General features: G+C 63.6%; 22 protein-coding genes. 15 read left to right on the forward strand and 7 right to left on the reverse strand.

What is annotated here, in order from left to right:
• Positions 1-104 precede the first annotated feature (104 nt).
• The 4 genes from AC0L14_RS17285 (at position 105) to rsmA (ending at position 5,448) form a co-directional block, all read left to right on the forward strand.
• Positions 105-2,393 carry an LPS-assembly protein LptD gene (locus tag AC0L14_RS17285; protein WP_473486698.1) on the forward strand — a complete coding sequence of 763 codons (2,289 nt, stop codon included), beginning with the start codon at positions 105-107 and terminating at the stop codon, positions 2,391-2,393.
• Positions 2,394-2,622: 229 nt separating this feature from the next.
• On the forward strand, positions 2,623-3,555 hold the full coding sequence (locus tag AC0L14_RS17290) for a peptidylprolyl isomerase (RefSeq protein ID WP_473528030.1): 933 nt from the start codon (positions 2,623-2,625) through the stop codon (positions 3,553-3,555).
• Positions 3,552-4,586, forward strand: a complete 1,035-nt coding sequence (gene pdxA, locus AC0L14_RS17295) for a 4-hydroxythreonine-4-phosphate dehydrogenase PdxA (protein ID WP_473750225.1) — start codon at positions 3,552-3,554, stop codon at positions 4,584-4,586. Before AC0L14_RS17290 ends, pdxA begins: the two co-directional genes overlap by 4 nt.
• Before the next feature lie 22 nt (positions 4,587-4,608).
• On the forward strand, positions 4,609-5,448 hold the full coding sequence (gene rsmA / locus AC0L14_RS17300) for a 16S rRNA (adenine(1518)-N(6)/adenine(1519)-N(6))-dimethyltransferase RsmA (RefSeq protein ID WP_473750198.1): 840 nt from the start codon (positions 4,609-4,611) through the stop codon (positions 5,446-5,448).
• A gap of 12 nt (positions 5,449-5,460) precedes the next feature.
• On the opposite strand, the gene gmk is transcribed toward rsmA, so the two are convergent.
• The 7 genes from gmk to fabD form a co-directional block, all read right to left on the reverse strand.
• Positions 5,461-6,135 carry a guanylate kinase gene (gene gmk / locus AC0L14_RS17305; RefSeq protein ID WP_473750199.1) on the reverse strand — a complete coding sequence of 225 codons (675 nt, stop codon included), beginning with the start codon at positions 6,133-6,135 and terminating at the stop codon, positions 5,461-5,463.
• Between the two features lie 5 nt (positions 6,136-6,140).
• On the reverse strand, positions 6,141-7,031 hold the full coding sequence (locus AC0L14_RS17310) for a YicC/YloC family endoribonuclease (RefSeq protein ID WP_473486694.1): 891 nt from the start codon (positions 7,029-7,031) through the stop codon (positions 6,141-6,143).
• 179 nt (positions 7,032-7,210) lie between these two features.
• Positions 7,211-8,449: an endolytic transglycosylase MltG gene (gene mltG, locus AC0L14_RS17315; RefSeq protein ID WP_473639396.1), complete on the reverse strand. Its 1,239-nt coding sequence runs from the start codon at positions 8,447-8,449 to the stop codon at positions 7,211-7,213.
• A 102-nt stretch (positions 8,450-8,551) separates the two neighbouring features.
• A complete protein-coding gene (fabF, locus tag AC0L14_RS17320; RefSeq protein WP_473528033.1) occupies positions 8,552-9,814 on the reverse strand; it encodes a beta-ketoacyl-ACP synthase II in 1,263 nt (420 codons plus the stop codon).
• A 34-nt stretch (positions 9,815-9,848) separates the two neighbouring features.
• Positions 9,849-10,085: an acyl carrier protein gene (locus AC0L14_RS17325; protein WP_006203723.1), complete on the reverse strand. Its 237-nt coding sequence runs from the start codon at positions 10,083-10,085 to the stop codon at positions 9,849-9,851.
• Between the two features lie 189 nt (positions 10,086-10,274).
• Entirely contained in the window at positions 10,275-11,012 is a 738-nt protein-coding gene (gene fabG / locus AC0L14_RS17330; RefSeq protein WP_473486691.1) for a 3-oxoacyl-[acyl-carrier-protein] reductase, read from the reverse strand.
• 56 nt (positions 11,013-11,068) lie between these two features.
• Positions 11,069-12,022, reverse strand: coding sequence for an ACP S-malonyltransferase (gene fabD / locus AC0L14_RS17335; protein WP_473750200.1), 954 nt, complete (start codon positions 12,020-12,022; stop codon positions 11,069-11,071).
• A 268-nt stretch (positions 12,023-12,290) separates the two neighbouring features.
• Here fabD and AC0L14_RS17340 point away from each other — a divergent pair, with 268 nt between their 5' ends.
• The 11 genes from AC0L14_RS17340 (at position 12,291) to AC0L14_RS17390 (ending at position 23,395) form a co-directional block, all read left to right on the forward strand.
• On the forward strand, positions 12,291-14,216 hold the full coding sequence (locus AC0L14_RS17340) for an LTA synthase family protein (RefSeq protein ID WP_473528035.1): 1,926 nt from the start codon (positions 12,291-12,293) through the stop codon (positions 14,214-14,216).
• Between the two features lie 301 nt (positions 14,217-14,517).
• Positions 14,518-15,012 (forward strand): 30S ribosomal protein S6, encoded by a 495-nt coding sequence (gene rpsF / locus AC0L14_RS17345; protein WP_292204681.1) that lies wholly within the window; start codon positions 14,518-14,520, stop codon positions 15,010-15,012.
• A complete protein-coding gene (rpsR, locus tag AC0L14_RS17350) occupies positions 15,012-15,260 on the forward strand; it encodes a 30S ribosomal protein S18 (protein WP_006203718.1) in 249 nt (82 codons plus the stop codon). The genes rpsF and rpsR overlap by 1 nt, the downstream gene beginning before the upstream one ends.
• Before the next feature lie 210 nt (positions 15,261-15,470).
• Complete coding sequence (gene rplI / locus AC0L14_RS17355) at positions 15,471-16,055, forward strand: 50S ribosomal protein L9 (RefSeq protein ID WP_095496637.1); 585 nt, start codon at positions 15,471-15,473, stop codon at positions 16,053-16,055.
• A 277-nt stretch (positions 16,056-16,332) separates the two neighbouring features.
• Positions 16,333-17,622 (forward strand): class I SAM-dependent methyltransferase, encoded by a 1,290-nt coding sequence (locus tag AC0L14_RS17360; RefSeq protein ID WP_473750201.1) that lies wholly within the window; start codon positions 16,333-16,335, stop codon positions 17,620-17,622.
• 85 nt (positions 17,623-17,707) lie between these two features.
• Entirely contained in the window at positions 17,708-18,031 is a 324-nt protein-coding gene (locus AC0L14_RS17365) for a YnfA family protein (RefSeq protein ID WP_091590534.1), read from the forward strand.
• A 3-nt stretch (positions 18,032-18,034) separates the two neighbouring features.
• A complete protein-coding gene (locus AC0L14_RS17370) occupies positions 18,035-19,003 on the forward strand; it encodes a small ribosomal subunit Rsm22 family protein (RefSeq protein WP_473528036.1) in 969 nt (322 codons plus the stop codon).
• 206 nt (positions 19,004-19,209) lie between these two features.
• Positions 19,210-20,700: a replicative DNA helicase gene (locus AC0L14_RS17375; protein ID WP_123149771.1), complete on the forward strand. Its 1,491-nt coding sequence runs from the start codon at positions 19,210-19,212 to the stop codon at positions 20,698-20,700.
• A 2-nt stretch (positions 20,701-20,702) separates the two neighbouring features.
• Positions 20,703-21,215 (forward strand): hypothetical protein, encoded by a 513-nt coding sequence (locus AC0L14_RS17380; RefSeq protein ID WP_473486685.1) that lies wholly within the window; start codon positions 20,703-20,705, stop codon positions 21,213-21,215.
• A gap of 80 nt (positions 21,216-21,295) precedes the next feature.
• Entirely contained in the window at positions 21,296-22,699 is a 1,404-nt protein-coding gene (radA, locus tag AC0L14_RS17385; RefSeq protein ID WP_292397778.1) for a DNA repair protein RadA, read from the forward strand.
• Positions 22,700-22,726: 27 nt separating this feature from the next.
• Positions 22,727-23,395 carry a CvpA family protein gene (locus AC0L14_RS17390; protein ID WP_123149774.1) on the forward strand — a complete coding sequence of 223 codons (669 nt, stop codon included), beginning with the start codon at positions 22,727-22,729 and terminating at the stop codon, positions 23,393-23,395.
• The last annotated feature ends 41 nt before the right edge of the window (positions 23,396-23,436 follow it).

Raw genomic sequence — 23,436 nt, forward strand, 5'->3', positions numbered from 1 at the left:
ATAGGCAGGCCGGTTTGGCGCGCCTCTATGGGGCGAGCGCCTTGGCATGCCTGCTCGCTTGCGTCGTCCCGAATATCCCGGCTTTTGCCCAGGATATCAGCGACATGGCAGCCGACGTTCCCGCCGGCTCGCAAATGCTGCTGGCGGCGGATACGCTGGTCTATGACAACGACAACCAGACAGTGACGGCCGTCGGCGGCGTGCAGATCGATTACGGCGGCAACCGCCTCGTCGCCCAGCGGGTCGAATACAATCGCAACACCAAACGCCTCGTCGCCAGCGGCAATGTCGAGGTCATCAACAGCGACGGCACCAAGATCTATTCGCAGCACGTCGACATCACCGACGATTTCGCCGACGGCTTCGTCAACGCGCTGCGTGTCGAAACCGTCGACAAGGCTTATTTCGCCGCCGAAAGCGCGGAGCGCATGGGCGGCGTGTTGACGACGTTCCACAACGGCGTCTACACGGCGTGCGAGCCGTGCGAGGACAAACCGGACAAAGCGCCTACCTGGCGCATCAAGGCCAGAAAGATCATCTGGAACGGCGAAAAGAAGACGGTTCGCTTCGAGAATTCGAATTTCGAGTTCTTCGGCTTTCCGCTCGCCTATCTGCCGGCCTTCGAGATTGCCGACCCGACCGTCAAGCGCAAGAGCGGCTTCCTGATTCCAGGCATCGCCTACGAGAGCGATCTCGGCATCGGCGTCAAAGTTCCCTATTATTTCGCGCTCTCACCAACTTACGATCTCACCGTCACCGGCAGCGGCTATACCAAGCAGGGCTTCCTCGGCGAAGCCGAGTGGCGCCAGCGCTTCAACAACGGCCAGTACAGCCTGAAGATCGCCGGCATCCGGCAAGAGGATCCCGACGAGTTCATCAACAGCGACGGGCACAATGTCGATTCGGGTGCGCCCGGCGACCCGAACAAGTTTCGCGGCATGATGGGCACCAAGGGCCAGTTCGCTATCAATCCGCGCTGGGACTTCGGCTGGGATGTCCTGTTGCAGACCGACAAGAACTTCTCACGCACCTACGCCATCGAGGACTTCAACGACAGCGTGCATCGCTCCTCGATCTACCTGACCGGCCTCAACGGCCGCAACTATTTCGACGTGCGCGCCATGCGCTTCGAGGTCCAGGAAGAGACACTCCCTGACGATCCGACCGCACTCGCCGGCAAGCAGCCCTGGGTGCTGCCCTCGCTCGACTACGCCTACATCCCCGACATGGCGGTGGGCGGCGGGCAGTTGTCGTTCAATGTCAACGCGCAGACCATCAGCCGCGACAGGCTGGATACGGTCCTTGCCGATCCGAACAACAATGCATCCGTCAACAGAGTCCGCGGCATCGAGGGCCAGTCGGGCCGTCTCACCGCCGAAGCGGAATGGAAGCGCACCTTCACCACCGATGGTGGGCTGCTGCTGACGCCGCTGCTGGCGCTGCGCGGCGACGCAGGCTATGTCAATGCCTCTTCGGGATCGCTCAATGCCATCAATCAGATGGCGTCTAACCTCGGCGTCGACGACGATATGCGATCGTCGCTCGCCCGCTTCATGGCGACCGCCGGGCTGGAAATGCGTTGGCCGGTGCTGTTCTCGTCGACCAGTTCCAGCCACATCTTCGAGCCGATGGCGCAGGTGTTCGTGCGTCCGAACGAGCAATATGTCGGCGGCCTCGCTGTCCCCAACGAGGACGCGCAGAGCTTCGTCTTTGACGCCACGACATTGTTCGAGCGCGACAAGTTCTCCGGTTACGACCGCTTGGAAGGCGGCACGCGCGCCAATATCGGGCTGCGCTATTCCGGCGCCTATGACAATGGCTGGAGCACCAACGCGCTGTTCGGCCAATCCTACCAGATTGACGGCCAGAACTCCTTCGCGGCGCCGGACCTTGTCAACGTCGGCGCCGATTCGGGCCTCGAGAACGCGACCTCCGATTATGTCGGCCTTGTCGGCTTCAACAGCCCCAGGGGGCTTTCCGGCTCGGTCAGCGGCCGCTTCGACGAGCAGAGCTTCGAGGTTCGCCGCGCCGAGGTGAAGGCAGCCTATTCCGGCCTGCCGATTTCGTTCAGTGCCAAATACGCCTTCATCCAGGCGCAGCCACTCTATGGCTTCACGACCGATCGCCACGAGGTCACGCTCGGCGCGTCGACGCAACTTGCAGAGAACTGGCGTGTCTTCGGAACCGGCACCTACGATCTGGAGCAAAGCGTCCTTGTCAAGGACGGGGTCGGCTTTGCCTATAGTGATTCATGCTTCACCTACTTGATGACATTCTCGGAATCCCGCGACCTGAGCACCAAGGAAGTGTCGCAGAACATCGGTTTCAACCTGTCGTTCCGCACGCTCGGCGATTTCGGCTCGACACAAAGTTCCATCGACACTGTCCAGTAGCAGACGACTGGCCAGCAGCAGACGATCGGAACGGGCGGCCGGCCAACGCATCGGCCCGAAATCGGGAATTGATTTTCGGAAAGCACGATTCAAAGTGTCAGAGCGTATCTTGTACGTCCAAGTGGACGCACATCGCTTCTGACGACATCGTTTCGCCGCATAGGGCAGGCACGGATTCCAGCTCCCTCAAAATGGGATAGAATTGGGCCGGAACCGAGATAGAATTGGGATGCTTTCGATGAGGAAATACCTCTTTTCGGCAGGGTTCGCGCTGCTGGTGGCGGCGACCTCGGCCTCGATCACCATGATGACGCCGCCGGCTTTCGCCAGCCAGATAAAATACGTCGTCAACAACGTACCGATCACCACCGGCGACATCCAGCATCGGGCTGCCTTCCTGCGCCTGCAGCGCAAGAAAGGCGACGCCGCCGAGGAGATGATCGAGCAGACGCTGCGCGTCGCCGAAGCCAAGCGTCTCGGCATCCGCATCAGCGACGCCCAGGTCGACGCCGCCTATCAGCGCTTTGCCACGACCAACAAGATGCAGCTCAAGCAACTCGACGGCGTCATGGCGCAGTCCGGCGTCGGCAAGGAGCATTTCAAGGAATTCATCCGCTCCCAGATGGCCTGGAACCAGGCGCTGACCGCGCGCCATCGCTCCGACAGCGGCGGCGCCATGAGCGAGCAGGACGTGGTCAGGCGCATGCTCGACAATGGCGGCACCAAGCCAACCGCCATGGAGTACATGCTGCAGCAGGTCATCTTCGTCGTGCCGGCGGCCGAGCGCAGCGCGACGCTGGCCAAGCGCAAACGCGAGGCCGACGCCATGCGCGCCCGCTTCAACGGCTGCAACACCTCGCGCGAATTTGCCAAGGGCCTGATCGACGTCACCGTTCGCGATCTCGGCCGGATACTGGCGCCGCAATTGCCGCCGGACTGGGCCGACCAGATCAAGGCCACCAAGGTCGGCGGCGCCACCGCCACGCGCGAAACAGACCGCGGCGTCGAGTTCATCGGCATCTGCTCGTCGCGCGAAGTGTCCGACGACAAGGCCGCCCAGATGGTGTTCCAGAGCGAAGGCTCGAGCGGCAAGGATGCCGACGAGCTCACCAAGAAGTATGTCGAGGAGTTGCGGAAGAAAGCCCGCATCGTTGAGCGCTGAAGTCGCCAGAGGCAGAGCTTCCGCTGGCGCTGAGCGCCGGTGATCCATCCGGCGTCGGGCCGGAAATCGCCATTGCTGCCTGGCAGGCGCGCGACAGCGCCGGTGTGCCGCCCTTCTATCTTATCGCCGATCCGGCGTTGATCGCCGCACGGGCGCGCCTGCTCGGCGCCGATGTGCCAATCACGGAGACAATGCCAGCCGAAGCGGCGCGCGTCTTTACACGCGCGCTGCCCATCATGCCGCTTGCCATCCGCTTCGTCGACAGCCCCGGCCGGCCGGACCCAGCCAACGCCGCCGGCATCATCGAGGCGATCGACCGCGCTGTTGACGACTGCCTTGGCGGCCGCGCAGCAGCAGTCGTCACGTGCCCGATCGCCAAGAAGCCGCTCTACGATGCCGGCTTCCATTTCCCCGGCCACACCGAATATCTGGCGCATCTGGCGACGCTCCACACCTGCGCAGATGCGATGCCGGTGATGATGATCGCCGGTCCCGAGTTGCGCACGGTTCCGGTCACCATCCACATTGCGCTGCGCGAGGTGCCGAAAACGCTGACGACGGAGTTGATCGTCGCGACCGCCCGCATCACCGCCGCCGACCTCGAACACCGCTTCGGCATCGCCAAGCCGCGGCTTGCCATTGCCGGCCTCAATCCGCATGCCGGCGAAGGCGGCGCGATGGGCGCCGAGGACGAGCGCATCATCCGCCCGGCGGTCGACAGGCTGAGGGCGGAGGGCATCGACGCCTTCGGGCCGCTGCCGGCCGACACGCTGTTCCATGCCCGCGCCCGAGCCGGCTACGATGTGGCGCTGTGCATGTATCACGACCAGGCGCTGATCCCGGCCAAGGCGCTGGCCTTCGACGAGGCGGTAAACGTCACGCTCGGCCTACCCTTCATCCGCACTTCACCGGATCACGGCACCGCCTTCGATATCGCCGGCAAGGGCATAGCCCGGGCTGACAGCCTGATCGCTGCGCTAAGGCTCGCCCGCAGGCTTGCCGACACCGGGACGAGGGCTGCCGCCGCATGAGCCTGTGCACGAGAGCGGTCGCATGAGCATCGACGGGCTGCCGCCGTTGCGCGCGGTGATCGAACGCCATGGGCTGCAGGCGAAAAAGGCGCTCGGCCAGAATTTCCTGCTCGACCTCAACCTGACCGGCAAGATCGCGCGCGCCGCCGGCGACCTGAAGGACGCCACGGTGATCGAGGTCGGTCCGGGTCCCGGCGGCCTGACCCGGGCGCTGCTTTCCCACGGCGCCGGTCGGGTCATCGCCATCGAGCGCGACGAGCGCTGCCTGGCAGCGCTCGCGGAGGTGTCAGATCACTATCCGGGCCGTTTGGAGATCATTGCCGGCGATGCGCTAAAGACGGATTTTGCAGCGCTTGCCAAAGGGGCGCATGGGGGCAATGGATCTGTGAGGATCGTCGCCAACCTGCCCTACAATATCGGCACCGAACTTTTGATACGCTGGCTGACCGTCGCCGAGTGGCCGCCCTTCTACGCATCGATGACGCTGATGTTCCAGCGCGAGGTGGCCGAGCGCATCGTCGCCCGCCCCGGCAGCGATGCCTATGGCCGGCTGGGCGTGCTGGCAGGCTGGCGGACGGAGGCAAAAATCGCTTTCGACGTGCCGCCGCAAGCGTTCACGCCGCCGCCCACGGTTGTGTCGTCGGTGGTGCATCTGGTGCCGCGGGCGAGTCCCCTGCCCGCCGAGGTCAAGAAGCTCAGCCGCGTCACCGAAGCGGCCTTCGGCCAGCGCCGCAAAATGCTGCGGCAGAGCGTCAAGAGCCTCGGCGGCGAAGCCCTGCTCAGCCGCGCCGGCATCGATCCGACGCGGCGGGCGGAAACCTTGAGCGTCGAGGAATTCGTGCGACTGACCAACGCGGTGTGATTGCGCCGGCCCCTAGTCCGTCTTCTCGTCGAGCAACCCCGAGACGAAATCGAACAGGCCGGGCCGGCGATCGCGTCTGAGCCGCTCGGCGGTGACGATGCCGCGCACTTCGGCGAAGGCACGGTCGAGATCGTCGTTGATGATGACGAAATCATATTCCTTCCAGTGCTCGATCTCGTTGCGGGCGTTCTTCAGACGCGTCTCGATCACCGATTCCTGGTCCTCGGCGCGGCGCTTCAGCCGCGCCTTCAATTCTTTCATCGAGGGCGGCAGGATGAAAATCGAGACGATGTCGGAGCGCATCTTCTCCTTGAGCTGCTGGGCGCCCTGCCAGTCGATGTCGAACAGCATGTCGCGGCCCTGTGCCAGCGCCAGTTCGGCCGGTTCACGCGGCGTCGCATAGCAATTGCCATGCACTTCGGCCCATTCGAGCAGTTCGTCTGAATCGCGCAGCCGCTCGAACTCGCGCACGGTGCGGAAATGATAGTGGACGCCCTCGATCTCGCTGCCGCGGCGTGGCCGCGTGGTGACGGAGACCGACAGTTCGAGACTGGAATCGCTCTCCAGAAGATTGCGCGCGATCGTCGACTTGCCGGCGCCGGACGGCGACGACAGCACGAGCATCAGACCCCGGCGGCGAATGCGGGAACCCAAATCCCTGGCAACCATAGGCTCCTTGGCAACCATCAGGGTTACTCCAGATTCTGGACCTGTTCGCGAAACTGGTCGACCACCGCCTTCAGCTCCAGCCCTATGGCGGTGACACCAGCGGCGTTCGACTTCGAACACAGCGTATTCGATTCGCGGTTGAATTCCTGTGCCAGAAAATCGAGCTTGCGGCCGATGGCGCCGCCGCCTGCCAGCAGCACCCGGCCGGACGCCACATGCGTCTTCAGCCGATCGATCTCCTCGCGGATGTCGGCCTTGGTGGCCAGGAACGCCGCTTCCATATGCAACCGGCTGGCGTCGAGATTGGCGGAGGCATCCATCAGCAGCCGAACCTGCTCGGCAATCCGTTCGCGGATCACCGCCGGCTCGCGCGACGGATCGGCCTCGGCGCGCAGCGTCAGCGCCTCGATAGCGTCGATATGGCCGGACAGTAGCGAGCGCAGGGCGGCGCCCTCGCCCTGGCGTGCCTGCTCCAGCCCGCCCAGCGCCACTTCGAGCGCCGAGAGAATTGCGCTGTCGAGCACCGCCCGCGCCTCTTCGGTTTCGGTGGTTTCGGGGATGTCGAGCACGCCGCGTAGCGAAAGCAGCCCGTCGGCTGTCGCAGGCGCTGCGCCGAACTGCTCCTGCAGCCGCTTGGCCAGCCGTGCCAGATCCCTAAGGAAGACCTCGTTGACCACTGGCTGCGCCTGCTGGCCGGCGGCGCGGCCGACGGTCAGCGTTGCCTGGAAATTGCCGCGCGCAAAGCGCTTTTGCACCGTCTGCCTGACGGCCGGCTCCAGTCGCTCGAGGCCCTGCGGCAGCCGCAGCCTGACCTCGACGCTCTTGCCGTTGACCGACTTGACCTCCCAGGCGATCGACGTGCCGTCATGTTCGGCGACGGCCCGCGCAAAACCGGTCATGCTCTGCAAATTCATAATGCCCTTGCTTCCCCCTGGCGCATGATCCCGGAAGCGGTTCCGGGCCAGATCATGCGCGGCTTCAAAATGCCGGAGCGCCTCTTCGCGCCGGATCGGACGCAGACGCTCCTGATCTCAAAATCAGCACGTCCGCTGCCGTCAACGAATCGGAGGGACGATCCCAGAACCGTCCGGCGCTACTGCGGCGCCGCTCCCGCATCGCCATCGCCGCCGTCAACCGGCGCATCGGTCTGACCTTCCACCTTGGCGGCGTCGGCCTTGGCAGCACCGGCCTTGGCGGATTCGTCGGCCAGCTTCTTCTGCAGCGCCCGGTAACGGGCGACGTTCTCATTGTGCTCGGCGAGCGTCGCGGCAAAGACGTGACCGCCGGTGCCGTCGGCGACGAAATAGAGGTCGTCGGTCTTCGACGGGTTGGCTACCGCCTCCAGCGCCGCACGGCCGGGATTGGCGATCGGCGTCGGCGGCAGGCCATTGATCAGATAGGTGTTGTAGGGCGTCGGCTTCTTGATGTCCGACTGGTAGATCGGGCGGTCGGCGGGTTTGCCCTTGCCGCCGAACAGACCGTAGATAATGGTCGGATCGGACTGCAGCCGCATGCCCTTGGCCAGCCGGTTGAGGAAGACGGCGGCGACCCGTGAGCGTTCGTCGCCCTTGCCCGTCTCCTTCTCGACGATCGAAGCCAGGATGACGAAGTCGTCGACATTGGCCAGAGGCAGATCGGGGGCGCGCCGCTGCCAGACATCCTCGACCAGCTTCTTCTGATCCGCCAAAAGCTTCTCGACCATCTGCTGGCGTGTCGCGCCGCGGGTGAAACGCAGCGTGTCGGTGGCAAGGCTGCCCTCGGGTGGAATGGTCGCCGGCATATCGCCGTCGAGCGCTGCCTGATCGGCGATGCGCTGCAGCGCCTGCTCGACCGTCAGTCCCTCGGGGACGGTCAGCGAATACATCACCGACTTGCCGCTCTTCAGCAACTCCATGATGTCGCGCATGGAGGCCTGCGGCTTGATCTCGTATTCGCCGGCCTTCAGTTCCGAATCATTGCCAAAGGCACGCACGCCAAGGCGGAAGATGCGCGCGTCGCTGATCAGTCCGCGCCGCTCGAGCTGCTCTGCAATTTCCTGGACGCCGGTGTTCGGCTTGACCAGGAAGGTGTCGGCATTGGCCGACGGGCCGGGCTCGTTGAATTCCTGCTTGCCGAAATACAATGCAAAACCGGCCGCCAGAACCAACAGCATCACCAAGGAGATGACGAAGTTCATAAACACGACGAACTGGCTGCGCGAGGCGCGCGAGCGCTTGGGCGGCGGCGTGCCGGCTTCAGGCCGCAATGCTTCGCTGGCCGTCTTCGGCATGATCGGACCCGACGGTGCGGACCGTTGCCCGAATTCCCCATTGTCCGCCGAATTTGTGCTCATGGCGCCCTACCGTTTGATCGTGCAACGAATCCCCTTGGGCACAGTAGGGGCGAATATGGCAAAATTGACGGCACGCATAGACCGTGCCGGTCGGCGGACCGGTCAGCCATTGTAGCGCTGGAAGACCAGCGAGGCGTTGGTGCCGCCGAAGCCGAAGGAATTGGACAGCGCCACGTCGACCTGGCGGGCGCGCGGCTTGTGCGGCACCAGGTCGATCGCCGTTTCGCGCTCCGGGTTGTCGAGATTGATGGTGGCCGGCGCGATGTTGTCGCGAATGGCGAGGATCGAAAAGATCGCCTCGGCGGCGCCCGCCGCACCCAGGAGATGGCCTATCGACGACTTGGTCGACGACATCGATATTTTCGACGCGGCATTGCCTACCAGCCGCTCGACGGCGCCGAGCTCGATCGTGTCGGCCATGGTCGAGGTGCCGTGCGCGTTGATGTAGTCGACGTCTGCGGGCGTCAGCTTGGCCCGGTTCAGCGCCGCAACCATGCAGCGGAAGGCGCCGTCGCCATCTTCGGCCGGCGCGGTGATGTGATAGGCATCGCCGGTCAGGCCGTAACCGGTGACCTCGGCATAGATCTTGGCGCCGCGTGCCTTGGCGTGTTCCAGTTCCTCCAAAATGACGACGCCGGCGCCTTCGCCCATGACGAAGCCGTCGCGGTCGCGGTCATAGGGACGCGAGGCCGTTTCCGGAGCGTCGTTGCGGTCGGTGGACAGCGCACGGCAGGCTGCGAAACCGGCGATCGACAGCCGCGTCACCGGCGCCTCGGTGCCGCCCGCGACCATCACGTCGGCATCGCCCCACATGATCAGCCGAGCGGCGTCGCCGATGGCATGCGCGCCGGTGGAGCAAGCGGTGACGACGGCGTGGTTGGGGCCTCTCAGCCCATGCCGGATCGAAACCTGGCCGGAGACGAGATTGATGATCTGGCCGGGGATGAAGAACGGGCTGATGCGGCGCGGTCCGCGCTCCTTCAGGATCAACGCGTTCTCGGCGATGCCTTCGATGCCGCCGATGCCGGAGCCGATCAGCACGCCGGTGGCGCACTGTTCCTCATGCGTCTTCGGTGCCCACCCCGAATCCTTCAGCGCCTCGTCGGCGGCCGCGAGCCCGTAGAGGATGAAGTCGCCGATCTTGCGCAGTTCCTTCGGCTCGAGAACGGCCTCGGGATTGAAGGTGGCGTCCTCACCATTACCGCGCGGAATGACGTGGGCGACCTTACAGGCAAGATCCTCCACCTCGAACTCGGTGATGCGCTTGGCTGCGCTGCGGCCGGTAAGAAGCTCCTTCCAGCCATGCTCGAAGCCTACGCCGAAGGGCGAAAGCAGCCCAAGGCCCGTGACGACGACACGCCTCATCGCAGGTCCTCCTCGGTGATGACTGCAAATAGCGTCAGGCAGAAGCCTTATCGATGTACTTCACCGCATCGCCAACAGTCAGGATGGTTTCGGCCGCATCGTCCGGGATCTCGACGCCGAATTCTTCTTCGAACGCCATGACGAGTTCGACCGTGTCGAGACTGTCCGCGCCCAGATCATCGATGAAGCTCGCCTGCTCCGTCACCTTGTCGGCATCGACGCCAAGGTGCTCGATAACGATCTTCTTGACGCGCTCTGCGGTGTCACTCATTTGGGCATCCTCGTCTTTTGTTTGTCTGTCTTCGTTAGCGGGCAGAATGCCGCTAATCAAGCTGAAAGATGGTCCGGCCGGAAACGCAACAGCACCGGGCCGGTTTTTGCCCGAACCGCCGGGTTGCGGGCCGCATTACACGAAAATCGGCCTGGGTCCAAGGCGAAAAGGGGTGTTTTCCCGCAACTGTCAAATCATCGCCATGCCGCCATTCACGTGAATGGTCTGGCCGGTGACATAGGCAGCTTCGTTGGAAGCGAGGTAGGCGACGGCGGAAGCGACTTCGGCGCTGGTGCCCATGCGCCGTGTCGGGATCGCTGCCATGATCGCCTCTTTCTGCTTGTCGTTGAGCTTGTCGGTCATCGCCGATTCGATGAAGCCCGGAGCGACGCAGTTGACGGTGATGTTGCGGGTGGCGATCTCCTGCGCCAGCGACTTGGAAAAGCCGATCATGCCGGCCTTGGAGGCGCAGTAATTGGTCTGGCCGGGATTGCCGGTGACGCCAACCACAGAGGTGATGTTGATGATGCGGCCATGCCGGCGCCGCATCATCGGATGGGTCAGTTCGCGGGTCAGCCGGAACACGGCGGTCAGATTGACTTCGAGCACCGTATCCCAGTCGGCGTCCGCCATGCGTACGAACAGACCGTCCTTGGTGATGCCGGCATTGTTGACGAGAATGTCGACGCCTTCGAGATCGGCCTCGACCTGCTGGCCGAGCGCCTTGACCTCGTCGCGATTGGAAAGGTTCGCCGGGAACAGCTTGACCCGCTCGCCGAGCTCGGCCGCCAGCGTCTCCAGCTTTTCGACGCGGGTGCCGTGCAGGCCGACAACGGCGCCCTGCGCATGCAGCACCCTGGCGATAGCCTCGCCGATGCCTCCCGATGCGCCTGTGACGAGCGCCTTGCGGCCGGTCAATTCGAACATGTCTTGTCTCCTGATCTAAGAGAACACCCTACACGGGTGGGGTCAAATCTCGGCGGTTATGCGAGCGCCGCCAGCGCCGCCTCGACACCCGCCGCCGTGCCGACAGCGCCGGTGGCGATATCGCGGTTGATGCGCCGCGCCAGTCCCGACAGCACCTTGCCGGCGCCCACCTCGTAAAGTGTCGCAATGCCATTTGCGCCGAACCACTCCACCGTTTCGCGCCAGCGCACGCGGCCGGTCACCTGTTCGACCAGGCGGCGGGCGATTGCGTCCGGATCGCTGGACGGGGTGACCGACACGTTAGAGACTACGGCCACCAACGGCGCGTTCTTCGTGACCTCGGCCAGCGCATTGCGCATGACCTTGGCCGCCGGTGCCATAAGCGCCGAATGGAAAGGTGCCGAGACCTGCAGCATCAGCGCCCGCTTGGCGCCTTTATCCGTGCACAGCCTCGCCGCCAGTTCGACCGCCGCCCTGGCGCCGGAGATCACCAGTTGGCCACCGCCATTGTCGTTGGCAATCTGGCAAACTGAATCTTTGGCTGAACCTTTGGCCGCTTCAGCGCAGGCGTCTTCGACATCGGCCTGTTCCAGCCCGATGATCGCCGCCATGGCGCCCTCGCCGGCCGGCACTGCCGCCTGCATGGCATTGCCGCGGATACGCAAGAGCCGGGCGGCATCGGCGACCGAAACGAAACCGGCGGCGGCAAGCGCCGAATATTCGCCGAGCGAATGGCCGGCGACATAGGCGACCTTGTCCTTCAGCGAGAAGCCGCGCGATTCCAGCGCCCGGATCGCGGCAAGTGACACAGCCATCAGCGCCGGCTGGGCATTGGCGGTCAGCGTCAGCGTCTCTTCCGGCCCTTCCCAGATCAGCTTCGACAGGTTTTCGCCGAGCGCGTCGTCGACCTCTTCGAAGATCTTCCGCGATTCCGGAAAGGCGTCGGCGAGGTCCTTGCCCATGCCGACAGCTTGGCTGCCCTGTCCCGGAAAGGTGAATGCAACGGCCATGTGTGGCTCCCAACCGGCTGATTTTTTCCTGCCTGTGACGCAAGGCGGGCGGGCAAGTCAAGTCCGGTATCGGCCCGACCCGGGCCACTCCGGCTCGGTATTGCTGGCCGAGTACCTGTTCCAAAAGGCTTTTTATCGATCACTCATGATGAAAATCGCTCACGATTCGTTTGCTGGCTCTTCTTATTTCAGCCACAGGCGCTAGCTTTTCGTGACATATCGATGACAGCTCAATGACGCTTTTGTGTATGGTCGGGGGAATTGTAAGGTGGCAAGGACTAGGAAGGGCGCTGGCAAAGCCGCGCCACAGTTTCTGGAAGGCGATCCGGCCACCGGCTATCTGCCGGGCCGGAAATGGCCTGTTATCCGTTATGGCCTCGTCAGCCTTCTCGCCGCCACCATCCTGGTTTTTGCGATCGAACTGATCGTGCGCGGCGACTTTGCCGGTACCGTCGCATTCTTCCTGCAGCCCTTCAAGCCGGGCTGGACCACCATCATCATCTTCGCGCTGATTCTGATCGGCCTCGACGCAGTGCTCGGCCGCAGCCACCAGAGCCTGATTATCGTCGCGCCGCTGACCCTGGCGCTGGCCTTCGTCGGCCATCAGAAATCGCTTTATCTCGGCGATCCGCTCTATCCGACCGATTTCCTCTATTCACGCCAGATCGTAGCGCTGATGCCGCTTCTGGTGCGCGAACGTCCGGGAACCGCCATCGCTCTGGCGGTCGGCATCGTTGGCAGCCTCTCGCTGCTCGTTTATGGCTGGCGGCTGTGGCGCCGCCGGGTACCGGCGCTCGGTCGCAAGGGGCGGCTGGCCAGGCTGACGCTGACCGTGCCGCTGCTCGCCTTCTTCGTGTCGATCATGGATTACGCGACGTTCTCGTGGACCCGCGACCGGCTGCAAATCATCCCGATCATGTGGGACCAGAAGGAAAATTACGCCTCCAACGGCTTCGCACTGGCCTTCGCGCTCAACGTGCCGATGGCCCATGTCCCCGCGCCTGCCGGCTACTCCGACAAAGCGATCGCGGCGATCGAAAGGCCTGATGTGAAGGCATCGGTACCGACCGAGAAGCCAGATATCATCATCGTCATGAGCGAATCCTTCTGGGATCCGACCGAACTGCCCGGCGTCACCATCACGCCCGATCCGATTCCCAACGTGCGGGCGCTGCGCTCTGGCCACGTATTCTCGCCCGAATTCGGCGGCATGACCGCCAATGTCGAGTTCGAGGCGCTGACCGGCCTTTCCAACGCCTTCCTGCCGGCCGGCAGCATCCCCTACCAGCAATATGTCCGCGCGCCGGTGCCGTCGATGGCAACGTTCCTGAAGAGCCAGGGCTATGAGACGCGCGCCATCCATCCGGGCACAAGCTGGTTCTGGAACCGAACGCCGGTCTATGCGGAGTTCGGCTTCGATGACTTCAAGTCCGAAGAAAACATGCCGTATCTCGAAAAGCGCGGGCCGCTAGCGTCGGACGCGGCAATGACCGACGAGATCATCCGCGAAGCCGACGCCACGGACAATCCGTTCTTCTACTTCGCCGTCAGCCTGCAAAACCACGGACCCTACGAACCGAATCGCTACTACAATCCGACCCACAAGGTGCAGGCTCCGACCAGCCAGTGGGCAAAGGATTCGCTGCTGAGCTTCACGGAAGGCGCATCCGACGCCGACAAGAGCCTCGAGCGCCTTGTCGAATGGGCGAAGAACCGGCGGCGACCGACGGTCATCGCCTTCTTCGGCGACCATCTGCCGCCGCTCGGTCCTGTCTATGTCGAGACCGGCTTCCTCAAGGATAACGTCGCGCCACGCAAGGAGCCGCCCGACCAGATGCTGCTGCATCACCGAACACCGCTGATCGTATGGTCCAACCGCACCGGTCCGGTCGCGGACATGGGCACTGTCAGTCCAGTCTTTCTGCCCTACCATGTCCTGACCACGGCCGGGATCAGCCACCCCTATTACACCGGCTTCCTCGGCCAGATGCGCGAGCGCTACAGCGTCGTCGACCGCAATTTGTTGATGACGCCGGCGGGCGAGGCCACGCCGGACTGGGCGCGCAAGAAGAAAATCGACCCGGCCATTCGCGATTTCCGTCTGCTGCAATACGACATGATGTTCGGCAAGCGCCGCGCAGCGCCCGATTTCTTCCCGGAAACGGTGAAGAAGCTCGTTCCGCATACAAGCTGAAGATGCCGCGACATGTCGCCCTCGCGGCGGCGGATTTTCGGCTCGCCCTTGCCTTGCGGCCAAATTCCTGTATAGACGCCCGCAATCTGCCGGTCCTTGCTGGGGGCTGAACGGAGGGCCGGAGGTTTTTTCGAAACCTTCGTGTGGAGCCAGAAGCGCTTCCGCCTCCCGTGTCTCCGCTCTCGACCGTCTCGTCATGCTCCTTTCTTCCCCGCCCCCTAGGGATCGGCGGGTCAGAGAAGTTGCAGAGGCTTTTGCCGCCGGGAACCGGGAGAGAAACGAAGAAAGGCAATAGAACAATATGGCTCTTTACGAACATGTGTTTCTTGCCCGGCAGGACCTCTCGCAGCAGCAGGTCGATGCGCTTGTCGAACAGTACAAGGGCGTCATCTCCGCGAATGGCGGGTCCGTCGGCCGGGTCGAGAACTGGGGACTGAAGTCCCTCACCTACCGGGTCAACAAGAACCGGAAGGCATACTACACGCTGATGGACATCACCTGCCCGCCGGCCGCACTCAACGAGATGGAGCGTCAGATGGGCCTGTCCGAGGATGTGCTACGCTTCCTCACCATCAAGGTCGATGCGCATGAGGAAGGCCCGTCGGCGATGATGCAGAAGCGCGAGGAGCGCTCGGAACGCGGCGGCTTCGGCGACCGTGACCGCGGCCCGCGCTCGTTCGGCGACCGCGATCGCGGCGACCGTGGCGATCGCCCGCCGCGCAGCTTCGGTGGCGACGCCGGTGCAGAACGTGGTCCGCGCCGTCCGCGCGAAGGTGTTGAAGGGGGTGCAGAATAATGGTCGACATCAACCAGATCCCGACCCGGCGCCCGTTCCACCGCCGCCGCAAGACCTGCCCGTTCTCCGGCGCCAACGCGCCCAAGATCGACTACAAGGACGTACGTCTGCTGCAGCGCTACATTTCCGAGCGCGGTAAGATCGTGCCGTCGCGCATCACCGCCGTCAGCCAGAAGAAGCAGCGCGAGCTCGCCAAGGCGATCAAACGCGCCCGCTTCCTCGGCCTGCTGCCCTACGTGGTTCGCTAGCACTCTTTCAGCGGGCGGTTCGCCGCCCGCTTTTCCCACGGCGACGGGCGCCGCGGGGTTGCCATCAAATCCCGGGTTGAGGTGAAGACCTCTAACTGCCGCGACAGGCAGGACAGCGACACAGGCGGCGACGCCCTCAGCTTCCTGACCTGTTCCAAACAATTCGGCGTCGATGCCAGCGATTTGGCGCCCAAACGAAGGAACAAAACCATGGACGTCATTCTTCTCGAGCGCGTTTCCCGCCTCGGTCAGATGGGCGATACCGTCAAGGTCAAGGATGGATTCGCCCGCAACTTCCTGCTGCCGCAGGGCAAGGCGCTGCGCGCCAACGAAGCCAACAAGAAGAAATTCGAAGGCCAGCGCGCCCAGCTCGAAGCCCGCAACCTCGAGCGCAAGTCCGAGGCCATGCAGATTTCGGAAAAGCTCGACGGCAAGAGCTTCATCGCGGTGCGTTCGGCCGGCGAAACCGGCCAGCTCTACGGCTCGGTGTCGACCCGCGACATCGCCGAGTTGCTGACGGCGGAAGGTTTCTCGGTCAACCGCAACCAGATCCTGCTCAACCAGCCGATCAAGACCATCGGCCTTACCAATGTGGCGATCGCGCTGCATCCGGAAGTCGAGGTCACCATCACGCTAAACATCGCCCGCACGGCCGACGAAGCCGAGCGCCAGGCCAAGGGCGAGACGCTGACCACCGCCGAAGCCATCTATGGCGAAGACATCAACGACAATGCCCGCCCGGACAACTTCTTCGACCCCAATGCCGAGTTCGAAGGCGGCGAAGACAACGGCTGATTGCACGTCACAAGCGTCAGAGCGGCGCTTTAAAACGTTTCGTCGGCTTCCAATCATTTCTGGACCAATGCCCGGGCCCCTCGCCTGGGCATTTTTGTGCCAAAAGGAACTTTTCGAACCCCTATATGTTGAGGCAGACTACAGCGCCGCGCGTCCTTTGGACGCGGAAAGGATTCTGTAGAACTTTGGTTTGGCGCATGATCCTTTCCGAAAATCGATTTCGATTTTCGGGGTCATGCGCCAAGACAGCGTGTCTGACCGAGAGGGGACATTGGTCATGAATATTCTGCTGAAACGCATTCTCGACCGCCTGGTGCGCACCGGCAATCTCAAAGTCACCGGACCGAAAGGCCTCTCGGTGATCTTCGGCGACGGCAGCGGCGATCTGGTGCACATGCACATCAAGACCGCGCATGCCGAGCGCGCCATCACCTTCGATCCGATGCTGGCGGTGCCGGAAGCCTATATGGACGGTGAACTCGACATACTCGAGGGCGGCGTGCTGGGGGTGATGCGCATCGCCTTCCAGAACATGGGTAGCGGCGGCATCGACGCCACCTGGTCGAAGGCGATCGAGGGCCTGCGCCACGCCTTCCGCCGCCTGCAGCAGATCAACACGGCGGCGCGCGCGCGCCGTAACGTGCAGCGCCACTATGATTTGTCGGGCGACCTCTACCGGCTCTTCCTCGACGAGGACATGCAGTATTCCTGCGCCTATTTCGAGCAACCGGACATGACGCTCGATGAGGCCCAGGCCGCCAAGAAGCGCCACATCGCCGCCAAGCTCAGGCTGAAGGCCGGCCAGACGGTGCTCGACATCGGCTCCGGCTGGGGCGGGCTCGGCATCTATCTCGCCAAGTCCTTCGACGTCGACGTGCAAGGTGTGACGTTGTCGACCGAACAGCATGGCGTCGCCACCGACCGCGCCCATGCGCAGGGGCTGGAAAACCGCGTGCATTTCGAAGTGAGGGATTATCGCGAGCTCAACGAGCGCTTCGACCGCATCGTCTCGGTCGGCATGTTCGAGCATGTCGGCGTCAACCACTACCGCACCTTCGTCGACAAATCGGCGACGCTTTTGAAGCCGGACGGCGTCATGCTGCTGCACACGATCGGCCGCTCCGGCGCGCCGTGGGCAACCAGCGCCTTCATCCGCAAATACATCTTTCCCGGCGGCTACATACCCTCGCTCTCTGAAGTAATGCCTGCGATCGAAAAGTCGGGCCTCATCGTCACCGACATCGAAATCCTGCGGCTACATTATGCCGAGACGCTGAGGCATTGGAGCGAGCGCTTCGCCGCCAATCGCGACAGGGCCAAGGCGATCTATGACGAGCGTTTCTGCCGCATGTGGGAGTTCTACCTGGGGGCCTCGGAAGCAGCCTTCCGCTGGCAGGATCTGGTGATCTTCCAGATCCAGATTGCCAAGAAGAACGACACGCTGCCGATGTCTCGCGACTATATGGCTAAATGCGAGAAGGCGCTGGAGATGCGCGACATGGGACATCGCCCAAAAGCCCCTGCCGCCAAGCCCGCGCGGCGCCGCAAGGTGGCTGATACGGAATAGACTGTCGACGATCACGCCATTGCCGCTTGCCATTGCCGGCCCGCACGCTGAAAAAGGTCTCGTCGCCGCCGCGAGACCTTTTTTCATGACCTATCTCATCTACATCGTTGCTGCCCTTGCCGAGATCGCCGGCTGCTTTTCGATCTGGGCGTGGTGGCGGCTGGAAAAGTCACCGTTGTGGCTGGCGCCGGGCCTGGTCTCGCTCGCTTTGTTCGGCTTCCTGCTGGCGCTGGTAGACATCAGCGCGGCGGGCCGCGCCTATGCTGCCTATGGCGGCATTTACATCGCCGCCTCGCTCGGATGGCTGTGGCTGGTGGAAGGCGTTCGCCCCGACCGTTGGGACCTCGCCGGTTCCGCGCTCTGCATCGTTGGCGCTTCGGTCATCCTGCTCGCACCTCGGGGTGCCTGAGCTATGGAACTGCCTATCCCGCTTCGACAGGGCGTCGAGCGCCTCCTCGAAAAAGTGCCGCTGCCGACGCTGAAGCAAGCGGCAAAAACGCTGTCGGACCGCTACCGCGCCGAACTGCGCGACGGGCGCCTGCACATGGCCGAGGAGATGGCGGTCAAGGCCTATCTGGCGACGCGGCTGCCGGCAACCTATGCCGCCGTCCATGCCAGCCTCGATGCGGTCAGCGAACCAAGGCCCGATTATGCGCCCAAAAGCCTGCTCGATGTCGGCGCCGGCCCTGGTACCGTGCTTTGGGCTGCGCTCGATCTCTGGCCCGACCTCGAGCAGGCGGTGCTGATCGAGGCGAGCGCCGCGGTGCGCCGGGTCGGCGAGGCGCTTGCCACTGAGGCGATGACGGCCAGGATCGCCTGGCTGGCCGGCGATGTCACCATCGACCTTGCCGATCTCAAGCCGGCCGAGCTGGTCACCTGCGCCTATGTGCTGGACGAGATCGGACCGGCGTCGCTGCCAAAACTCATCGACCGGCTCTGGCACCTGACCGACGACACGCTGCTGGTCGTCGAGCCGGGCACGCCGGCCGGATGGCAGCGCATTCTTGCCGTGCGCCGGCAACTGATCGAGGCGGGAGCGCATGTGCTTGCGCCTTGCCCGCATGAGGAGCCCTGCCCGCTCGTGCCGCCCGACTGGTGCCATTTTTCGCAGCGCGTCGCGCGTTCGCGCCTGCACCGGCTGGCCAAAGACGCCGACGTGCCATGGGAGGACGAGAAATTCATCTATCTCGCCGCCTCCCGCCAAGCTGTTGCCCCACCGCAGGCGCGTGTGATCGCACCGCCGAAATCAGGCTCCGGCAAGGTCCTGCTGAAACTTTGCGAAAAGGACGGCAGTGCCGATGAGAAACTGTTCACCAAGCGCGACGGCGATGTGTTCAAGGCCGCCCGGCGGCTGGGCTGGGGCGACGCGCTGCCGGAGTGATTGGCAGCTATTTTCCTGTTTTGTTCTCGCCCGAGAACGGCTAAGCTCGCCGTCTTGATTCGAGTCAATCAAGATTCTTTCCACCGAAAAACCTCGGCTGTGAATCGCGGGCACCAAAGCTGATTGGACGGGGACTGATGCAGATATGTCATCACCGACTTATCCCGTTCTGATATCGAAAGACCGGGATCGAAATCGGGGACATCATGGCAGAGGCAGCGCGAAAATTCGGCGTGGCGGAAACACCACTCTATCGGGAGGCGCCGAACAACATAGAGGCCGAGCAGGCGCTGCTCGGCGCCATCCTCGTCAACAACGACGCCTTCTACCGCGTCTCGGACTTCCTGAAATCCGGCCATTTCTACGAGCCACTGCATCGCAAGATCTTTGAAGTAGCCGCCGAGCTCATCCGTATGGGCAAGATAGCGACTCCGATCACGCTGAAGACCTTCCTGCCGGCCGACGAGAAGGTCGGCGACATGACGGTCGCGCAATATGTCGTGCGGCTGGCCGTTGAGGCGGTCACCGTCGTCAACGCCGCCGACTACGGCCGCGCCATCTATGATCTGGCCACACGACGCGCGCTGATCACCGTCGGCGAAGACATGGTCAACATCGCCTATGATGCGCCGGTCGACATGTCGCCGTCCGAGCAGATTGAGGATGCCGAGCGGCGCCTGTTCGAACTGGCCGAAACCGGCCGCTATGATGGCGGCTTCGAGAGCTTCACCGACGCGGTCAAAACCGCCGTCGACATGGCCAACGCCGCCTATATGCGCGACGGGCACCTGTCGGGCGTCGCCACTGGCCTGCGCGATCTCGACCGCCGGATGGGCGGCCTGCAGCCGTCCGATCTGATCATCATCGCCGGCCGCCCCGGCATGGGCAAGACATCGCTTGCCACCAACATGGCCTTCAACATCGCCGAGGCCTATGTGCCGGCGCAACAGGCCGACGGCTCGTTCAAGGCGGCCAATGGCGGCGTCGTCGGCTTCTTCTCGCTCGAAATGTCATCGGAACAGCTCGCCACCCGCATCATTTCCGAGCAGACCGAAATCCCGTCGTCAAAAATCCGTCGCGGCGAGATCAGCGAGATGGACTTCGAAAAGCTAGTCGCCTGTTCGCAGACCATGCAGAAGATCCCACTGTTCATCGACCAGACCGGCGGCATTTCTATTGCTCAGTTGTCTGCCCGCGCGCGTCGTTTAAAGCGCCAGCGCGGCCTCGACGTCATCGTCATCGACTATATCCAGCTGATGCAGGGTTCGAGTGCCAAATCCTCGCAGAACCGCGTGCAGGAGATCACCGAAATCACCACCGGCCTGAAGGCGCTGGCCAAGGAGCTTGCCGTGCCGATCATCGCGCTGTCGCAGCTGTCGCGCCAGGTCGAAAGCCGTGACGACAAACGCCCGCAGCTTTCGGATCTGCGTGAATCGGGCTCGATCGAGCAGGACGCCGACGTGGTGATGTTCGTCTATCGCGAGGAATATTATCTGAAGAACCGCGAGCCGAAGCCGGGCACCGACGAATACATCAAATGGGAACACGAGATGAACGAGATGCGCGGCAAGGCCGAGGTCATCGTCGCCAAGCAGCGCCACGGACCGACCGGCTCGGTCAGCCTCGCCTTCCAGGGCGAGTTCACCCGCTTCTCCGACCTCGCCGAAGAGCATCATATTGCGGAGAGGTTTGAGTAGACATGGGTAACCGTTTCGGGTTTCCGGCCTCTCTTGCTCACGCGCTCCTAGGCGCGGCTGTCTTGCCCGGGATCGCTTCCGCTTGTTCCATGCCTGCCGGCTGGACGCCGCAGCGAGCATTTGCAGAGGCGGCCTTGGTGTTCCATGGCCGGGTGACAGCCACGGAGCTTAGTTCAACAAAGCTTGGGGATGTCCCAGCCGACGCGGGCGATGGCCGGATACTGGTTAACGTACGCTACGAGACAATCGAGGTGTTCAAGGGCAAGCCGGAAGCGAGTGGTACGATCTCTACGACCACGCTGATCATGGGAGGATGTGGTGTACCCGTCCTAACCGGCCAGCATTTCCTGTTTTATGTTGACGGATTTGATGAGAAGGCGCGGAAAGGCCTGCCTGAACTTGCCGGCCAGACACAAGGTATGATCTCCATCTACGACACGCAGATGTTACCGCCCAATCCTGAGTTGCTCGACGAGGCGCTTGCCGAAGTCCGCGCTCACGCCAAGAAGCACTGAATTGCATCCACACTCTCCAAACCACGCTCGGATACGTGGACAGTTCCAGTCAGCCACCATTCAAAACTGGGTGCGGCTCCATGGCTAAATCCCGCATCCAGTTCATCTGCCAGAATTGCGGTTCGGTGCATCAGCGCTGGGCCGGCAAATGCGATGCCTGCGGCGAGTGGAATACGCTGGTCGAAGAAGGCACGTCCGGCGGCATCGGCTCGGGTCCGGCCAACACCCGCAATGCCCGCAAGGGCCGCGCCGTGGTGCTGACGACTTTGTCCGGCGATATCGAGGATGCGCCGCGTATCGTCTCCGGCATCGGCGAACTCGACCGCGCCACCGGCGGCGGTTTCGTGCGCGGCTCGGCCCTTCTGGTCGGCGGAGATCCCGGCATCGGCAAGTCGACGCTGTTGACCCAGGCTGCCGCAGCACTGGCGTCCAAGGGCCACCGCATCGTCTACGTCTCGGGCGAAGAGGCGGTTGCCCAGATCAGGCTGCGTGCGCAGCGGCTCGGCGTCGCCTCGACCCCGGTTGAGCTTGCCGCCGAAACCAATGTCGAGGACATCCTCGCCACCATCGCCGACGGCAAGCGGCCGGACCTCGTGATCCTCGATTCGATCCAGACCTTGTGGACCGACATGGCCGATTCGGCTCCCGGCACCGTCACCCAGGTGCGCGCCGCCGCCCAGGCGATGATCCGCTATGCGAAATCCACAGGCGCGGCGATCGTGCTCGTCGGCCACGTCACCAAGGAAGGCCAGATCGCCGGGCCGCGCGTCGTCGAGCATATGGTCGACGCGGTGCTTTATTTCGAGGGCGAAGGCGGCCACCACTACCGCATCCTGCGCACGGTCAAGAACCGCTTCGGACCAACCGACGAGATCGGCGTCTTCGAAATGTCTGATATGGGCCTGCGCGAGGTCGCAAATCCGTCCGAGCTTTTTCTCGGCGAACGCCATGCGAAGGCGCCGGGCGCCGCGGTTTTCGCCGGCATGGAAGGCACCCGCCCGGTGCTGGTCGAGATCCAGGCGCTGGTGGCGCCGTCGTCGCTGGGCACGCCGCGCCGCGCCGTCGTCGGTTGGGACGGCGCCCGGCTGTCGATGATCCTCGCCGTTCTCGAAGCCCATTGCGGCGTCCGCTTCGGCACGCATGACGTCTATCTCAACGTCGCCGGCGGCTACCGTATCTCGGAGCCGGCTGCCGATCTGGCGGTAGCGGCCGCACTGGTTTCCTCGCTCACCGGTCTTGCCCTTCCCGCCGATTGCGTCTATTTCGGCGAAATCAGCCTTTCGGGCGCCGTGAGGCCGGTTGCGCATGCGCAGCAGCGCCTGAAGGAAGCCGAAAAGCTGGGTTTTGGAAGCGCGGTTCTGCCCTTGGGCAGCGAGGAACTTGCCGGCGGGATAGGGGCCGGCGCTTTCCAGCCCACCGAGCTTGCCGATCTCGTGGCGCGCATAGCCGGCTCACGGCGCAGCCGCGCCGACGAGCAAGAGTGACGCGGCTCATGAAGTGGGGCAAAAGACATGCCGATTACGCTGCTTGACGGAATTCTCGTCGGCTTCACCTTGGTCTCGGCGATGCTCGCCATGGTTCGCGGCTTTTCGCGCGAGATCCTCTCCGTCGTCTCCTGGATAGCGGCGGCGGCTGCGGCGTTCTTCTTCTACCAACCGGTCCTGCCTTACGTTCAGCCCTATGTCGACAATGAGAAGATTGCCATGGTGGTGGCCGCCGGCATCGTCTTCATCGTCGCGCTGATCGTCGTCTCCGTCATCACCATGAGACTCGCCGACTGGATCATAGATTCCAGGGTCGGCGCGCTCGACCGCACGCTCGGTTTCCTGTATGGCGCGGCGCGCGGCATCCTGGTCGTCGCGGTGGCCCTACTGTTCTTCAACTGGCTGGCCGGCCCGAAGGCTCCGGGCTGGGTCGCCAACGCCAAGTCGCGGCCGCTGCTCGAATCGATCGGCGCCAAGCTCGAAAGCCTGCTGCCCGAGGATCCGGAAAACGCGATCCTCAACAGGCTCAATCCGAATCAGCCGGCACCCGAGACCGGAGCCGAGACACCTCCGGCGGCGGACGCACCCGCGGCGGACGCACCGGCAACCGGCGACGATGCTCCGGCGCTCGACGGCAGCGAGACCAACGCGCCACCAGCCGACAATGCACCGGCCAATCCGGCGCCGGCAAACTGACGATCATGTGAAAGCGGCAAACTCTACGTTGCTCTCGAGCA

It is taken from the genome of Mesorhizobium sp. WSM4841, from assembly GCF_055811515.1.

Excerpts from the sequence above, each read along its gene's own strand:
- rpsF (WP_292204681.1), top strand. The coding sequence starts at position 14,518 with ATGGCTCTTTACGAACATGTGTTTCTTGCCCGGCAGGACCTCTCGCAG.
- AC0L14_RS17375 (WP_123149771.1), top strand. The coding sequence starts at position 19,210 with ATGGCAGAGGCAGCGCGAAAATTCGGCGTGGCGGAAACACCACTCTAT.
- AC0L14_RS17290 (WP_473528030.1), top strand. The coding sequence starts at position 2,623 with ATGCTTTCGATGAGGAAATACCTCTTTTCGGCAGGGTTCGCGCTGCTG.
- AC0L14_RS17380 (WP_473486685.1), top strand. The coding sequence starts at position 20,703 with ATGGGTAACCGTTTCGGGTTTCCGGCCTCTCTTGCTCACGCGCTCCTA.
- fabF (WP_473528033.1), bottom strand. The coding sequence starts at position 9,814 with ATGAGGCGTGTCGTCGTCACGGGCCTTGGGCTGCTTTCGCCCTTCGGC.
- AC0L14_RS17365 (WP_091590534.1), top strand. The coding sequence starts at position 17,708 with ATGACCTATCTCATCTACATCGTTGCTGCCCTTGCCGAGATCGCCGGC.
- gmk (WP_473750199.1), bottom strand. The coding sequence starts at position 6,135 with ATGGTTGCCAAGGAGCCTATGGTTGCCAGGGATTTGGGTTCCCGCATT.
- mltG (WP_473639396.1), bottom strand. The coding sequence starts at position 8,449 with ATGAGCACAAATTCGGCGGACAATGGGGAATTCGGGCAACGGTCCGCA.
- fabG (WP_473486691.1), bottom strand. The coding sequence starts at position 11,012 with ATGTTCGAATTGACCGGCCGCAAGGCGCTCGTCACAGGCGCATCGGGA.
- AC0L14_RS17310 (WP_473486694.1), bottom strand. The coding sequence starts at position 7,031 with ATGAATTTGCAGAGCATGACCGGTTTTGCGCGGGCCGTCGCCGAACAT.
- AC0L14_RS17390 (WP_123149774.1), top strand. The coding sequence starts at position 22,727 with ATGCCGATTACGCTGCTTGACGGAATTCTCGTCGGCTTCACCTTGGTC.
- AC0L14_RS17360 (WP_473750201.1), top strand. The coding sequence starts at position 16,333 with ATGAATATTCTGCTGAAACGCATTCTCGACCGCCTGGTGCGCACCGGC.
- rsmA (WP_473750198.1), top strand. The coding sequence starts at position 4,609 with ATGAGCATCGACGGGCTGCCGCCGTTGCGCGCGGTGATCGAACGCCAT.
- rpsR (WP_006203718.1), top strand. The coding sequence starts at position 15,012 with ATGGTCGACATCAACCAGATCCCGACCCGGCGCCCGTTCCACCGCCGC.
- rplI (WP_095496637.1), top strand. The coding sequence starts at position 15,471 with ATGGACGTCATTCTTCTCGAGCGCGTTTCCCGCCTCGGTCAGATGGGC.
- radA (WP_292397778.1), top strand. The coding sequence starts at position 21,296 with ATGGCTAAATCCCGCATCCAGTTCATCTGCCAGAATTGCGGTTCGGTG.
- fabD (WP_473750200.1), bottom strand. The coding sequence starts at position 12,022 with ATGGCCGTTGCATTCACCTTTCCGGGACAGGGCAGCCAAGCTGTCGGC.
- AC0L14_RS17285 (WP_473486698.1), top strand. The coding sequence starts at position 105 with ATGGCAGCCGACGTTCCCGCCGGCTCGCAAATGCTGCTGGCGGCGGAT.
- AC0L14_RS17370 (WP_473528036.1), top strand. The coding sequence starts at position 18,035 with ATGGAACTGCCTATCCCGCTTCGACAGGGCGTCGAGCGCCTCCTCGAA.
- AC0L14_RS17325 (WP_006203723.1), bottom strand. The coding sequence starts at position 10,085 with ATGAGTGACACCGCAGAGCGCGTCAAGAAGATCGTTATCGAGCACCTT.